This window comes from Buchnera aphidicola (Stegophylla sp.) (assembly GCF_005080785.1).
GTDB classification, from domain to species: domain Bacteria; phylum Pseudomonadota; class Gammaproteobacteria; order Enterobacterales; family Enterobacteriaceae; genus Buchnera_L; species Buchnera_L aphidicola_AQ.
In genome coordinates this window covers 313,098-328,159 of record NZ_CP032998.1, presented here as the reverse complement: position 1 = coordinate 328,159, position 15,062 = coordinate 313,098, and the positions used below count along the sequence as shown (strand labels likewise).

Sequence of the window (15,062 nt, the reverse complement as noted above, 5' to 3'; positions counted from 1 at the left end):
TAATTTTTTGTGATATTTTTTAAAATATATTTTTTTCATTTTTAAGTATAAAATTATGATAAAGAATATTATTAATTATTTTTTTATTATTATTTTATATTTTATAATATTAATATATTCTTGATTATTTAAATTGTTATTATTAATAAATTTAATATATTTTTTATTAAATATATGGTTTACATAAAATTTTGAGCTATTAATAATATTACTTATCATAATTTTATGATTTATTTTTATATTAAATAAATTAAAATAATTTTTTAAAATTTTTTGATATATTATTTTTGACAAAATATATTTATAATTTCTGATAATATATTTTTTATTATTTTTAATATAATAAAAATTTTTATTAAATAGTTGGATGTGTTTTATTTTTTCATGGCAATATACATTTTTGTATTTTTTAATAATCGTCTTTTGATGTATTAATTTTTAAAATAGAAAAATTATTTTTATTTTTAATATAAATATTTATGCTATTAAATATCATAGAAATTATAATAATAAATAAAATGTAAAAAATTATAATTTTTTTATTGTTATATTTTTTCAACATATTGACTTAGTATTTTATGAACTATTTATATAAATATTTGTTCACAAATAAGATTATGAAATGTAAATAAAATATGATATATCGTTTATAAAATATAATATGTATATTTTATTGTTTTTATTTTTCAAGATAATGTTTTAAAGATAATAAAATATTTTTTATGATTCGAACTAAGTATATAAATACATTAATCAAGATATGATTTTGTTTTTTTAAATTATAGAGTGTTTGATATGAAAGAATTATTTTTTATTTTTATCGATGTTTAAATAATGTTTTTTAAATTTTTCATAGTTAATATATTATTATTGAATTTCATTACTATTGTTAAAGATATATTTTCACTGGAGGGTATGTTATATTAATGTAATGATAAATTATATATAAATCGTTTAACGACACTATTCAGATTATTTTAGTGTATTTTTGTCGTTATTTATATATTATATATTTGTATTTTGTATAAAAAATTAGATTTTATATATTTAACTTCGCATTGCGCAAACGTATTATTATTAATTTTTATTTTTTATATTTTATGAATAAAATTAAAGATTCAGTATTAAATAGTTTTCTTGTTTTTGAATTTATTTAATTTCGATTATTCATAGATTATCGTTTATTTTTATCTAATTGCATTTTTTACTAGATCAATTCGATCAATAATTTTAATATTTTATAATTAATTTTTTATTTTAAATAAGTTTTTAAGTTTGTATTATTTATTATCATGTTTTTATTATTAGGTGAATGAAGATTTTATATTACTTGTTTTGTTATATGTTTTAGTAATTTATTTTTTTAATTTTTCAATTTCGATTTTGTATTATAATAGGTAGTAATATATTGAATATATATTTTAAAATTGTGATTTTATTTTTTAAGGTTGTGTAAAATATTGGGTTTAGTTTTTTAAATAATTTTAGTTATATAATTTTTTATATTGAATATAATTAAAAATGTATATTATTTTTATTATATTTTATAATAATAGATATTGATGGAATTTAGAGTAGTAATAAATATAATATTTGAAGACAGAATTTAATTGTTCATGAATAATTATTTAAGTTAATATTTTTAAGGTTTCATATTTGTAATAATATTGTAATAGGATATTTAATTATGTTTTATATAAAAGATATTGGTTTATGTATCGAATAAAATATTAAATTTTTTATACTATATTTTATTATATTGTAAATATTTTTTCAAATATAGATCTGATATATTCTTATTAATATTTTTGAATTTATATTTTATTATGTATACTAGGTAATATTTTTTATGTGTTTTAGTATTTTTTGATATAGTTGTTTTGACAGTTTTTTCTGTATTCTGTTTTGGTTTATAAAATAAAATATATAAATTTAGGATATTTATTTTATTTGATCGAATTTGTACAGATAAGTACTTTAAATTTTTTATTTTATTTTACTTATCTAAAATAATTGTGTTCTAGTATTATTATTTTGATGTGAATATTTTTAAAATTTTGTTCTTATATTTTATGGAATTTTAATAATTTAATCAATATATTTTTTATTATATTTTTTTATGATGTAGATACTGATATTGAAATTTTTTAATTTTGTTGGTTTTTATAATATGATATATTTTAGTTAATATTTATGTATACATAAATATATTATTTTGTTATTTATATTTTTTTATTTTTTATGTTTTATTTATAGTATTTATTTTTTATTTAAATAAATTTTTTTAATTTTATTTTTTATTTATTTTATATTTTTTATTTTTATTTAGTATTTTGATATTTTTGATTTTAAAATTAAAGATAAATATTTTTATCTTGTTTTTCAGTTAGTTATTTTAAGATATTGAATCTAATTTTTATAGTAATCTGAAAATATTATATCAGATATTTGAGTATCATTATTTATATATGATAAGAATTTGAATATGTTGTTAGGTGTATTAAATTTATGATATATATTTCAAAATTTATATAAAAAATTTTTTTCATATTCGTATTTTTTAATTATTTTAATTAAACAATATAGTATTTTTTAATATAATATTATTATGATAGTGATGATTATTTAATTGATAAATTTAATTTATTTTTAATTTTTATAATAACATTTTATAGAGTTGTTAGATGTAATATTGATTTTTTGTATAATTAAAAATATATTTTTTTATAGAAAATATATTGTATATGTATTTAAAGTTTACGATCATAATGTTTTAGTTTAGGAATAAGTATAAAATTATATTATGATGATATATAAATGTTTCAAAATTTTATATAGATTATATATGATATATATATTATTTTATTAATTATATTTATGGTTACAATTATATTTGTAATAGTAATTATTTAATATATTTGGAAGTGTTTATATGCATACATTTTTTGTAGAGATATAGTGTAATGTTTTCAAATTCTATTAATTTATTGAATTTTATTATTTGGTAAACAAATTTAAAGTTGATAATTATATTATTATGAATATTATTTGTTTTTATATTCAAATTTATTTATTATTTTTATACGTTATTGTTGGTTTTATATTATTTGTAATTGTTTTTTTTGTAATTAATATTTTTTTTACGTTTTGCATAGAAGGTAACTCATACATGGTATCTAACAAAATATTTTCTAATATTGTTCGTAATCCCCGAGCACCTGTTTTATTTTTTAATGTTTTTTTTGCAATTTCTTTAATTGCATGGTCTTCAAATATTAATTTTATTTTTTCAAAATAGAATATTTGTTGGTATTGTTTAATAAGTGCATTTTTAGGTTTCGATAATATTTGGTATAACATATTTTCATTAACATTATCTAATGTAACGATGATTGGTAGACGTCCTATAAATTCTGGAATTAATCCAAATTTAATTAAGTCTGTTGATTCTACTTGTTTAAGGAAAATATTGGGATTTTTCATTAAATTATCTTTTTCAATTTTAGCATTGAATCCAATATTTGTTTTGTTTTTTAATCTTTGATAAATAATTTTATCTAGACCAGAAAATGTTCCACCACATATAAATAATATTTTTGAAGTATCGACATATAAACATTCTTGTTGAGGATGTTTTCGTGTTCCATGTATAGGAATAGATGATACTGTACCTTCTATAAGTTTTAATAGTGCTTGTTGTACTCCTTCACCTGAAACATCTCTAGTAATAGATAAATTGTTAGATTTTTTAGATATTTTATCAATTTCGTCAATATATATAATACCTGTTTCTGCTATGGATGTTTGATAATTACATTTACGCAACAGTTTTTGAATAATAGTTTCAACATCTTCTCCTACATAACCTGCTTCAGTTAATGATGTAGCGTCTGCTATAGCAAAAGGAATATTAAGTAGCTTTGCTAATGTTGTTGCTAATAAAGTTTTTCCACTTCCTGTAGGCCCAATTAATAATATATTACTTTTTTCTAGTTGAATATTTTTTTTGTTATTGTATGAATGTATAAGACGTTTATAATGATTATAAACTGCTACAGATAATACTTTTTTAGCGGATTGTTGACCTATAATATATTTATTAAGATATTCGTGTATTTCTTTAGGTTTAGGTATATTGTTTAATTGTGTTTTATAGTTGATATTTAATTTGTTTTCATTAATAATTTTAAAACATATTTGTACGCATTGATTACATATATATACTGATGATTGTCCTGATATTATTTTTTTTTTTTTATAGTTTTTTTGGCAAAATGAACATGAAAATTTATTGTTTTTTTTATTATCTTCCATATATTATTATCCTATATTGATTATATGTTTGAGTATTTACAATTCATATTATTATAATGTTTGTTATGTGAATATTTATAATTTTATTGTTTTTCTAGATTGCAATATAGAGTCTACTAATCCATATTTTATAGATTCTTGAGCATTTAAAAAATGATCTCGTTCTGTATCTTGTTCAATTTTTTTTATTGCCTGTCCAGTATGATAAGATATAATTTGATTTATTTTTTTTTTCATTTTTAGAATTTCGTATGTATGGATCTCAATGTCTGATGCTGTACCTTGATATTGTCCTAATGGTTGATGAATCATAACTTGAGCATGATTTAAACAGAATCTTTTACCTTTCGTGCCAGCACATAATAGTATTGCAGCCATTGAACATGATTGGCCAACACAAATAGTGTTTATATCTGGAGTAACAAATTGCATAGTATCATAAATTGATAATCCTGCTGTAATGATTCCTCCAGGCGAGTTGATATATAGAAATATATCTTTATTAGGATTTTGGGACTCTAAAAAAAGTATTTGTGCAATAATAATATTCGACATATTATCTTCTATGTTTCCAGTAATAAAAATAATTCTTTCTTGTAATAAACGTGAATATATATCGTATGCACGTTCTCCTTGTTCAGTTTTTTCGATAACTGTAGGAATTAAATTTATAGGGTTTGTAAATATTTTTTTATTTTTATATAACATAATTATTCTTATTGGAAATAATTTTAATGATATTATATAAATAATATATAATATATTAAATAAAATTTGTGATAAATAGTTCTAAAATGGAAGAATATATTGTATTTATTTTATATAATTCAATATTAGGTTATATAATTTATGATTTTTAATAATATATTTTATTTTGATTATAATGGTGTTGTATTAAAAGAATTAAGAAGAACTAATATTTAATGTGTTATTTTGAATGGTATTTATGAGTTTTAGGTTAAATTTTTTATTTTTTTTATATAGTATATAAATATCAATATTACTTTGTATATTGTATAATAATATTTAGATATTATTTTATTTATAGTATAAATATTATTTTATATAATTTATTTATAATATATTTTTAATAAAAATATAATATAAATAGATTATATTTATTAATTTTAAAATTATATTTTATATTTTTAATAGATTATATATTATTTTTATCGATTTTCATATTTTTAAAATATATTTAATTGATATTTTTACTATTTATTTTATGTTTTTTAGAAATATATAAGTTATTCAATATTTATTGATATATAATATGATTTGTTAGTATAATTTATATATTTTATTTCCAATGATGGAATATTTAATATTTATAATGTAATTTTATATATGTTATTTTTAAAATTGATTTATATTTAATTTTTATAAAAAATATAAAATATTTATGATTTTGTGTGCATCATGTTAATTATTTTATTAAATTTAATTTTGACATATTATATTTGGAATATATTTTATTTTTTTTTTGTACCATTCTTTTGTAGTATATGTATACATTGAAATTGCATAAATGGTATTTTTAAATTTTTTAGATAATATAAAATACATTTTTTTTTGTCTTTGCAATGAGTTTTTATTAATAAATTTATTACTAACAATAAATATTACAATATGTTTTTTGTTATTTTTTATTTTATGATATGCACTGTTATCATAGATTTTCAGATATTTAGGTTTGAAATATTTTTGTATTGTTTTTATCATAATTTAAATTTTTATTATTTGTATGTTATTAAAAATAATTTTATTTATTTAATCAAGATATCAATCTATTTATTAAAATTCAAGAATAATAATTTTAAAATTTAAATTTTATTTCAAAAATTTGTATTTTATAAAATATATAATGTATTTACAATATTTTAAGGATATAAAAAATGTGTTTGATGTTAAAAAGTATGATATTAGTGATTGTAATATTTTTATTGCATGGATATCGTGATTCTATTTTGTATCCTGTAGGTAAAATATTATATGCACAACATAAATTAATATTTATTTCATTTTTTATTATGTTAATAGTTGTTATACCTGTTATTTTTATGACTTTTTTTTTTTCTTATAAGTATAATGCTAAAAATGTTCAACATGAATATTGTCCAAATTGGTCTCATTCAAATAAAATTGAAACAATAATTTGGGTTATTCCAATTATGATAATTGTTTTTCTTGGCGTGATTGCATGGCAGTCATCACATACTTTAGATCCTAAAAAACCGATTACTTCTGTTAATCGTGCTATTGTAATTGATGTAGTATCATTGGATTGGAAATGGTTATTTATATATCCTAATAATACTATTACTATTAATGAAATTATATTACCTATAAATACTCCAATTATTTTTCATATTACTTCGTATTCTGTAATGAGTTCTTTTTTTATTCCTGTTTTAGGTAGTCAAATTTATTCTATGCCAGGTATGAAGACAACACTTTATTTAATTGCAAATATTCCAGGAACATACTATGGTTTATCTGCTAATTATAATGGATTAGGTTTTTCTAATATGAAATTTAATGTTTTTATTGTACCGAATAATAATATTTTTTATTTATGGATGAATAAATTGCAAAATTCCATTGATAAATTAAATAATGTTAAACAATTTATGATTTTATCTAATCCGCATGAATTTTGTACAGTAAAATATTTTTCTATTGTTTTCAATGGGTTATTTGATAGAATAATTAATCGGACTATATAATTGGTTAAATGTATATTATATAAAATTTTAGTTTTATATATTATTGTAATTGATTTTAAAAATTTTTTGAGGAAGTTAAGAGAATGTTAGGCAAGTTAACGTTTTATTCTATTCCGTATGATGAACCTATTATTGTAGTTACTGTGATTTGTATTATTTTAATTAGTTTATTTATTATTTTTCAAATTACGATATTAAAAAAATGGAAGTATTTATGGTCAGAATGGTTGACTTCAGTTGATCATAAAAAAATTTCTGTTATGTATTTAATTTTAGCATTTATTATGTTATTTCGAGGATTTATTGATGCAATAATGATGCGTATACAACAATTTTTATCTTCTATGGGTAATTTGGGTTTTTTGCCTCCTCATCATTATGATCAGATATTTACTGCTCATGGTGTTATTATGATTTTTTTTGTTGCTATGCCTTTAATTATTGCATTAATGAATTTAATTATACCTTTACAAATTGGTTCTAGAGATGTAGCATTTCCATTTTTAAATAATTTAAGTTTTTGGTTAACGGCAAGTGGTGCATTGCTAATGAATATATCTCTAGGGATTGGTGAATTTGCACAAACTGGATGGTTATCTTATCCTCCTCTTTCTGAAATTCAATATAGTCCAGGAGTAGGAGTTGACTATTGGATTTGGAGTTTACAAATATCAGGTATTGGAACAACATTAAGTGGTATTAATTTTATAGTTACTATTTTAAAAATGCGCGCTCCTGGTATGAAGATGTTTAGATTACCAGTTTTTATTTGGACAACTTTATGTTCTAATATTTTAATTATTTCTGCTTTTCCAGTTTTAACATTAACTTTAATATTATTAAGTTTAGATCGTTATTTAGGATTTCATTTTTTTACTAATGATTGTGGTGGTAATGCTATGATGTATATTAATTTAATATGGATTTGGGGTCATCCAGAAGTATATATTTTAATATTACCAGCTTTTGGTATTTTTTCAGAAATAGTATCCACATTTTCTAAAAAATCTTTGTTTGGTTATGTATCTCTTGTATGGGCTACAATATCTATTACTATATTATCATTTATAGTTTGGGTTCATCATTTTTTTACTATGGGGTCTGGAGCTAATATTAATGCGTTTTTTGGAATTACGACAATGATTATTGCTATTCCTACAGGGGTAAAAATATTTAATTGGTTATTTACTATGTATAAAGGCCGTGTACATATGCATTCTGCTATGTTATGGACTTTAGGGTTTTTAATAACTTTTACCATTGGGGGTATGGCAGGTGTATTATTATCTATTCCAGCTATAGACTTTGTACTTCATAATAGTGTATTTTTAGTGGCTCATTTTCATAATGTTATTATTGGTGGTGTAATATTTGGATGTTTTGCAGGGATTACATATTGGTTTCCAAAATTTTTTGGTTTTGCATTAGATGAAAAATGGGGTAAACGTTCTTTTTATTTTTGGATATTTGGTTTTTTTATGGCTTTTATGCCTTTATATTATTTAGGTTTATTAGGTATGACTCGTCGTTTAAGTCAAAACATTGATCCAAGATTTCATTTTATGTTAATGATTTCTTTAATAGGAGTAATATTTATTTCTATAGGGATATTATGTCAAATAATACAATTGTATATTTCTATCAAATATAGACATATATATCGTACTGGTGGAGATCCTTGGGATGGTAGAACATTAGAATGGTCTCTTCCTTCTCCTCCTCCAATTTATAATTTTGCACATATTCCAGTTGTTGTAAGTATTGACGATTTTTGGTATAAAAAACAAATAAGTTCATTATCAAATCAGAATAAAGTATATCATGATATTCATATGCCAAAAAATACTTCTTTAGGAATAATTTTAGGATTTTTATCTTTATTGTTTGGTTTTTCAATGGTATGGTATATTTGGTGGATAAGTTTATTATCTCTTTTATTGATATGTATTATTTTTTTTAAATACACCATGTATGAAAATAGTTATTACATACTAAGTAAAGATATTAAAAAAATAGAAGATGAATATTTAGAGATTGACAATAAGGGTTAATATGAATACAGATAATATTCATAATATAGAAAGCAATAATCATCTTGTAGATAAAAAATTGTTTGGTTTGTGGATATATTTAATGAGTGATTGTATACTTTTTGCTACTATGTTTGCTGTATATTATGTAATGTCAAAGAATATAATAATATATTCTATATTTTTTAATTTAAAATTTATTTTTTTTGAAACATTTTTATTATTGTTTAGTTCTGTTACTTATGGAATTACAGTATTGTGTTTTAAATATAATAAAATATTATTTGTTTATATTTTTATGATAATAACTTTTTTTTTGGGTTTGTGTTTTGTTATTATGGAATTATATGAATTTCATCATTTGATAAGATTAGGATTATCTCCTCAAAAAGATGGTTCTTTATCAGCTTTTTTTACATTAATTGGATTACATGGTATGCATGTTATTATAGGATTATTATGGATGATAGGATTATTTTTTCAAATTATAAAATGTAATCTGAAATATTTAATTTATGTTCGTATTTTATCTTTAGGATTGTTTTGGCATTTTTTAGATATAATTTGGATTTTTGTTTTTACAATAGTATATTTATTAGGAAGTATATAATGAATAGTATTAATAATTATAATTCATTAAACAGTAGTATTAAAATGTATATCTTAGGATATTTTATTTCGTTAATATTAACTATTATTCCTTTTTTTTTGGTGATGAAAAGAGATTATTGTTATTCAAAAAGAATTTTAATTATTGTACTAATATTGTCTTTATTATTACAAATTTTTGTGCATTGTAAATATTTTTTACATTTAAATTTTTCTAAAAAATATTATTGGAATTATATTTTTTTAATTTTTTCAATAATAGTTATTTGTATTATTGTTTTAGGTTCGATCTGGATTATGAAAGGTTTACAAAATAATTTGTGTGGTTCGTAATATAATAATAATGAAAAATTATTTTTTATCAATTAAACCTGGTATTGTTATTGCTAATTTAATATCGGTATTAGGAGGATTTTGTTTTTTTTCTTCATATGTATATATTAATATTTATGTTTTGTTTTATGTTGTGTTTGGAACAGGATTAGTGATTGCGTCTGGTTGTTTATTTAATAATATTATTGATACTGATATTGATAAATATATGATTCGTACGAGAAGTAGAATATTATTACAATCGTCAATTCCTATTTTATATTTTAAAATATATGGTATATTGTTATTATTATTAGGATTTAGTATATTATTTATTAAAGTAAATATATTATCTTCATTATTATCTATAATGGGATTTTGTATTTATGTTTTTATTTATAGTTTATATATGAAAAGAAAGACTATATATTCTACTATTGTAGGTAGTTTATCTGGAGCAATTCCTCCTTTAGTAGGATATTGTTCGGTATCGAATAGTATTGATGTAAAATCTATATTATTATTTACAGTTTTTATATTGTGGCAAATACCTCATTCCTATTCTATTTATATTTTGTATTATGAAGATTATAAAAAAGCAAAAATACCAGTTTTTTCTGTCAAGAAAGGAATTGAAAAAACAATTAAGGAGATTATTTTTTATATATTATTATTTTCTTTAGTAATTTGTTTATTTTACAACTTTCAATATGTAAATTTTAAATTTATTATGGTATTATCATTATTGAATATATTTTGGTTATGTATATCTTTTTTATGTTATTTTTTTAAAAATTGTAAATTTTTTTTTCGTTTATTATTTTATTTTTCTATTTTAATTATTTGTATTTTTAATATTTTTTTAATGTTAAATTTTTTACAATATATTTAAAATTATTCTTTGATGTATGATTTAATTATTTAATTATTTAATTTATATATTATAAACATATTGTGCTTGTTGGTAAACCAGCAATTTTATTTGCTTGTTTAATAATACCATGAGGGAATAGTGATAATAAATATAGATTATTACTTTTATTATTTCCTATTTCTTTTTTTATTATTTTTAATAATATACGATTTGTAGGATTAATATTATATTTAAAATAAATTTTTCTTATTAAATATATAATTTCCCAATGGTTTTCTGTCATAATAATGTTTTCTTTTTTTGCAATTTTTAAAGCATATTTGGTATTCCATTTTTGTTGGGTATTATTATTGTTCATATTTTGTATTATTTAAAATTTTTTAAAGTATTTTATTTATTTATTTATTATAAATATATTTTTATGTTTGTAAATTGTTTATAGTTTATCAAAATGTAAGTAAAACATTTATATTGTGTGTTAGATTTTTTATATCGTGAGTTGTATAATATTGATGTAAAGTATTATCATATTATTGATGATGATTTTAAAAATGAAAATAAAAACTTTTAATTTGATACTTATAATACTATATAATGTGTGTTGTAAAAATGGAATTATGTTTGTTTTTAGTTTGGTTAAATCTTTTTTTATATTTCGTAAAAATTTATTGTATAATATATTAATATTATTATAAATATATTGTATTTATAAATATTTGAATATATTTGTAATAATATTAAATATTATATAATAATTGATTAAATTATTTTTTTTTTAATCGTATGTTATTTACCGCTTTATCTAAAACACCGTTAATGAATTTATAACTATATTTAGATCCAAAACGTTTAGCTAATTCTATACTTTCATTAATTAATACTTTGTTAGGTATATTTAATTTATATATCATTTCATAAAAAGAAAGACGTAATATTGCTTTTTCAATTTGATCTATTTTTTCTAATTTTCTATTAATATATAAACTAATTATTTTATCTAAATATTGATATTTTAATGTTATTTTTGTAATTAATTCATGAAAATAAGTTATATCGACTTGTTGTTGATTAATGTTTTTCATATATTGATGTTCAATATCTATAATATCATTTTTAGATATTTGCCATGAATATAATGCTTGTATAATATATTGTCTTGCTTTTTTCCGTGTTTGTATATTCATAGTTATTTTATATAGTAATATTAAATTGTATTGTAAATATTCTATAATATATTATTGTTTATGTATTTATTTTTTTATATGGTGTAAGTATTATTCTTAAATCTGATCCAATAAATTTAATTGTTTTAAATTTTAATTGTAAAGTTTCATGTAGTCTTATTTTTTTATTCATAATATATAATGGTTTAGATAAATGTCCTAACATTTTAGGAGCAATATATATGATTAATTCATCAATAATATTTAAATATAATAATTTACTAAATAATATTGCTCCGCATTCAATCCATATTGCGTTAATATTTTTTTGTCCTAAATAATTAAATAGTTTTATGAGATTTATTTTATTTTTATATGGTGGTAGTATAATTTGTTTTACATGATTAGGCCAAAAATTATTATCTTTTTTAATTCTTATTAACCAAATTGTACTTAATTCATTAATAAATTTATGATAAGGTTGAATTTTATTTTTACTGTCTATTATAATTCTTATTGGTTGGGGGTAATTCATTTTGTTTTTTTGTTGTGGTCGAGCAGTAAGTAAAGGGTTGTCTATCATAATTGTTTGACTAGTACTTAAGATTGCTGTACTTAATAAACGAAATTTATGTACATCTTGTATAGATTTTGGAGAAGTAATCCATTTGCTTTCTCCATTATGCATAGCAATTTTACCATCTATTGAAGTAGCCATTTTAATTTGAATCCAAGGTATATTGGTTTGCATTCGTTTAAAAAATCCATAATTGATTTTTTTTGATTGTTTTAATAAAATTCCTGTTGTTATTTTAATATTTGATTTTTTTAAATATTTGATTCCATTTCCTGAAATGCAAGGATTTGGATCTAAAGCAGAGATTACTATTCTAGTTATTCCGGATTGAACAAGTGCATAACAACATGGTGGTGTTTTTCCAAAATGGCTACAGGGTTCTAATGAAATATATGCTGTGCCTTGATATGCTAAATTTCCTGCCATATTTAAAGCATTTATTTCTGCATGATTTGTATTGGGTTTAATATGCCAACCTATACCAATTATTTTATTATTTTTGACAATAATACAACCAACATTAGGATTAGATTGAGTTGTATATTGACCTTTTTTAGCTAGTTGAATAGCTTTTTTCATATAGAATATATCTGTTTGTTTATTTATATCACGCATATATAGACAATTATATATTTATGTAAAGACGATTATAATTTTATTATACAATTATATCTTTGATTATTTTGTATAATATGATTCATTTTTTAATTGTTTTATAACATTTATCATTTCTAATATTGCTAATGCTGCTTCACTACCTTTATTTCCTAATTTAGTTCCTGATCGATGAATTGCTTGTTCAATATTATTAATCATTAATATACCTAATGTAATAGGAATATTATTTTTAATACTAATATCTGATAATTTAGAACTTACTTCATTTGATATATTTTCAAAATGAATTGTTTCACCTTTGATAATGGTTCCTAATGCTATAATACCATGATAATATTGTTTCTGAGATATAATATTTGCAATGACAGGAATTTCATAGGCTCCTGGTACTTTGATAATTGTAATATTTTTGTTAGATACTTCTCCAATTCTTGTTAATATATCAATAGAACCTGTTAATAAATGTTGATTAATAAAATTATTAAATCTTGGAATAATAATTGCTATTTTTGATTTTTGTGTTATCATTTTTCCTTCGATAACTTTTATATTTTTTTTATTAAAATATGTATTATGATCATTCATGACATTTATCCTGATATTATTAAATATATTAATATTATTTTATAATAATTTTGACTAAGTATTTTATTTTATACATTTTTATAAAATAATAATATATTTTTTTTTTTTAGTATTGCTTTTTGTATAAAAATATTATATTATTATTAATAGCGGGATGGAGCAGATTGGTAGCTCGTCGGGCTCATAACCCGAAGGTCGTTGGTTCAAATCCAACTCCCGCAAAATAAAATGTATATAATAAAATATAAAAAATTATTTTTATATTTTTTAAATATTTTTATTATTTTAAAATTTATAGGGTGATATTTATATTTTTATAACTTATAGTAAAGTAAAGTTTTTTATTATATAATAGAAATAAAATATTTTTTATATTTTTGAACAGATTTTTTTATATTTTTTTATTTTTTATAACATTTATATTTAATACGGAATAAGATATAGTAATTTTATTATCATCTAAGGCTTTTTTAATTTTAGACATTACATCCCAATATACTGTGTTTAAGTCGTTTGTATTACTCCAACATCGAATAATAAACCTCATTGCATATGAATCAAATTTACTTAATCCAATGATAATATCTTTTTCTTGTATAATTTTAGGTTCTTCATGAATAACTTTTTTTAGGATTTGAATTACAGTATCTACATTAGCATTATATGGGATATGAATAACAAATTCGTTTCTTCGATATGGTTCTCTCGAATAATTAATAATATTATTAGAAGTAATTTTATTATTAGGAACGATAATAATTTTACCATCTAATGTACGTAGTGTTGTATAAAATATATGTATATTTAATACTGTTCCTGTAGCTTTTCCTAAAACGACATATTCTCCTGTTCTTAATGGACTGAGAAGAATTAATAATATTCCGGACGAAAAATTTGATAATGATCCTTGTAATGCTAATCCTATTGCCATGCCAGCTGCTCCTAATATGGCAATAACCGATGTTGTTTGAACACCTATATAACTTAAAGATGTAATTGTTGAACATGTGATAATTATATATTTTGATAAAGTAGAAAGAAATTCTGATATTGTAGTATCGATATGTTTAGATGAAAGTACTGTTTTAATTCCTATAGATAATATTTTAGCAATAATAAAGCCTAATATCATTATCGTAATTGCGAAAATAATATTGATCATATGATTATTTAAAAATATAATTCGATTATGAACGATCCAATTGCCAACATAATTAATATTATTAATTACGTTTAATTCGTGCATTTTTTTTT

At 19.5% G+C, this 15,062-nt stretch carries 13 protein-coding genes and 1 tRNA gene; 6 read left to right on the top strand and 8 right to left on the bottom strand.

Annotated elements, in window-relative coordinates; all coding sequences use genetic code 11:
- Positions 1 to 3,066: 3,066 nt before the first annotated feature.
- From clpX to D9V79_RS01990, 3 genes are all read right to left on the bottom strand, one after another.
- Positions 3,067 to 4,314, bottom strand: coding sequence for an ATP-dependent Clp protease ATP-binding subunit ClpX (clpX, locus tag D9V79_RS01420; protein WP_158351974.1), 1,248 nt, complete (start codon positions 4,312 to 4,314; stop codon positions 3,067 to 3,069).
- A 75-nt stretch (positions 4,315 to 4,389) separates the two neighbouring features.
- The gene (gene clpP / locus D9V79_RS01415) at positions 4,390 to 5,022 is read right to left on the bottom strand and encodes an ATP-dependent Clp endopeptidase proteolytic subunit ClpP (protein ID WP_158351971.1); all 633 of its coding nucleotides are present in this window, start codon (positions 5,020 to 5,022) and stop codon (positions 4,390 to 4,392) included.
- A 732-nt stretch (positions 5,023 to 5,754) separates the two neighbouring features.
- Positions 5,755 to 6,036, bottom strand: coding sequence for a BolA family protein (locus D9V79_RS01990; RefSeq protein WP_158351969.1), 282 nt, complete (start codon positions 6,034 to 6,036; stop codon positions 5,755 to 5,757).
- Between the two features lie 173 nt (positions 6,037 to 6,209).
- Between D9V79_RS01990 and cyoA the strand changes: the two genes are divergently transcribed.
- From cyoA to cyoE, 5 genes are all read left to right on the top strand, one after another.
- Positions 6,210 to 7,040, top strand: coding sequence for a ubiquinol oxidase subunit II (gene cyoA / locus D9V79_RS01405; RefSeq protein ID WP_158351967.1), 831 nt, complete (start codon positions 6,210 to 6,212; stop codon positions 7,038 to 7,040).
- An 83-nt stretch (positions 7,041 to 7,123) separates the two neighbouring features.
- Positions 7,124 to 9,091, top strand: a complete 1,968-nt coding sequence (cyoB, locus tag D9V79_RS01400; RefSeq protein ID WP_158351965.1) for a cytochrome o ubiquinol oxidase subunit I — start codon at positions 7,124 to 7,126, stop codon at positions 9,089 to 9,091.
- 1 nt (position 9,092) lies between these two features.
- Positions 9,093 to 9,680: a cytochrome c oxidase subunit 3 gene (locus D9V79_RS01395; protein ID WP_158351963.1), complete on the top strand. Its 588-nt coding sequence runs from the start codon at positions 9,093 to 9,095 to the stop codon at positions 9,678 to 9,680.
- Positions 9,680 to 10,012 (top strand): cytochrome o ubiquinol oxidase subunit IV, encoded by a 333-nt coding sequence (gene cyoD / locus D9V79_RS01390; RefSeq protein WP_158351960.1) that lies wholly within the window; start codon positions 9,680 to 9,682, stop codon positions 10,010 to 10,012. Before D9V79_RS01395 ends, cyoD begins: the two co-directional genes overlap by 1 nt.
- Before the next feature lie 10 nt (positions 10,013 to 10,022).
- A complete protein-coding gene (gene cyoE / locus D9V79_RS01385) occupies positions 10,023 to 10,883 on the top strand; it encodes a heme o synthase (protein ID WP_158351958.1) in 861 nt (286 codons plus the stop codon).
- Between the two features lie 49 nt (positions 10,884 to 10,932).
- Here cyoE and D9V79_RS01380 read toward each other — a convergent pair whose 3' ends face one another.
- From D9V79_RS01380 to ribE, 4 genes are all read right to left on the bottom strand, one after another.
- Positions 10,933 to 11,223, bottom strand: coding sequence for a TusE/DsrC/DsvC family sulfur relay protein (locus D9V79_RS01380; protein WP_158351956.1), 291 nt, complete (start codon positions 11,221 to 11,223; stop codon positions 10,933 to 10,935).
- 406 nt (positions 11,224 to 11,629) lie between these two features.
- Positions 11,630 to 12,049 (bottom strand): transcription antitermination factor NusB, encoded by a 420-nt coding sequence (nusB, locus tag D9V79_RS01375; protein WP_158351954.1) that lies wholly within the window; start codon positions 12,047 to 12,049, stop codon positions 11,630 to 11,632.
- A gap of 58 nt (positions 12,050 to 12,107) precedes the next feature.
- Positions 12,108 to 13,220 (bottom strand): bifunctional diaminohydroxyphosphoribosylaminopyrimidine deaminase/5-amino-6-(5-phosphoribosylamino)uracil reductase RibD, encoded by a 1,113-nt coding sequence (gene ribD / locus D9V79_RS01370; protein ID WP_158351952.1) that lies wholly within the window; start codon positions 13,218 to 13,220, stop codon positions 12,108 to 12,110.
- 63 nt (positions 13,221 to 13,283) lie between these two features.
- The gene (gene ribE / locus D9V79_RS01365; protein WP_158352178.1) at positions 13,284 to 13,772 is read right to left on the bottom strand and encodes a 6,7-dimethyl-8-ribityllumazine synthase; all 489 of its coding nucleotides are present in this window, start codon (positions 13,770 to 13,772) and stop codon (positions 13,284 to 13,286) included.
- A gap of 184 nt (positions 13,773 to 13,956) precedes the next feature.
- On the opposite strand from ribE, the gene D9V79_RS01360 reads away from it, so the two are divergent.
- Positions 13,957 to 14,030 (top strand) — tRNA-Met (locus tag D9V79_RS01360).
- Positions 14,031 to 14,199: 169 nt separating this feature from the next.
- On the opposite strand, the gene D9V79_RS01355 is transcribed toward D9V79_RS01360, so the two are convergent.
- On the bottom strand, positions 14,200 to 15,054 hold the full coding sequence (locus tag D9V79_RS01355; protein ID WP_158351950.1) for a mechanosensitive ion channel domain-containing protein: 855 nt from the start codon (positions 15,052 to 15,054) through the stop codon (positions 14,200 to 14,202).
- Positions 15,055 to 15,062: the final 8 nt, after the last annotated feature.

Excerpts from the sequence above, each read along its gene's own strand:
- clpX (WP_158351974.1), bottom strand. The coding sequence starts at position 4,314 with ATGGAAGATAATAAAAAAAACAATAAATTTTCATGTTCATTTTGCCAA.
- clpP (WP_158351971.1), bottom strand. The coding sequence starts at position 5,022 with ATGTTATATAAAAATAAAAAAATATTTACAAACCCTATAAATTTAATT.
- D9V79_RS01990 (WP_158351969.1), bottom strand. The coding sequence starts at position 6,036 with ATGATAAAAACAATACAAAAATATTTCAAACCTAAATATCTGAAAATC.
- cyoA (WP_158351967.1), top strand. The coding sequence starts at position 6,210 with ATGTGTTTGATGTTAAAAAGTATGATATTAGTGATTGTAATATTTTTA.
- cyoB (WP_158351965.1), top strand. The coding sequence starts at position 7,124 with ATGTTAGGCAAGTTAACGTTTTATTCTATTCCGTATGATGAACCTATT.
- D9V79_RS01395 (WP_158351963.1), top strand. The coding sequence starts at position 9,093 with ATGAATACAGATAATATTCATAATATAGAAAGCAATAATCATCTTGTA.
- cyoD (WP_158351960.1), top strand. The coding sequence starts at position 9,680 with ATGAATAGTATTAATAATTATAATTCATTAAACAGTAGTATTAAAATG.
- cyoE (WP_158351958.1), top strand. The coding sequence starts at position 10,023 with ATGAAAAATTATTTTTTATCAATTAAACCTGGTATTGTTATTGCTAAT.
- D9V79_RS01380 (WP_158351956.1), bottom strand. The coding sequence starts at position 11,223 with ATGAACAATAATAATACCCAACAAAAATGGAATACCAAATATGCTTTA.
- nusB (WP_158351954.1), bottom strand. The coding sequence starts at position 12,049 with ATGAATATACAAACACGGAAAAAAGCAAGACAATATATTATACAAGCA.
- ribD (WP_158351952.1), bottom strand. The coding sequence starts at position 13,220 with ATGCGTGATATAAATAAACAAACAGATATATTCTATATGAAAAAAGCT.
- D9V79_RS01355 (WP_158351950.1), bottom strand. The coding sequence starts at position 15,054 with ATGCACGAATTAAACGTAATTAATAATATTAATTATGTTGGCAATTGG.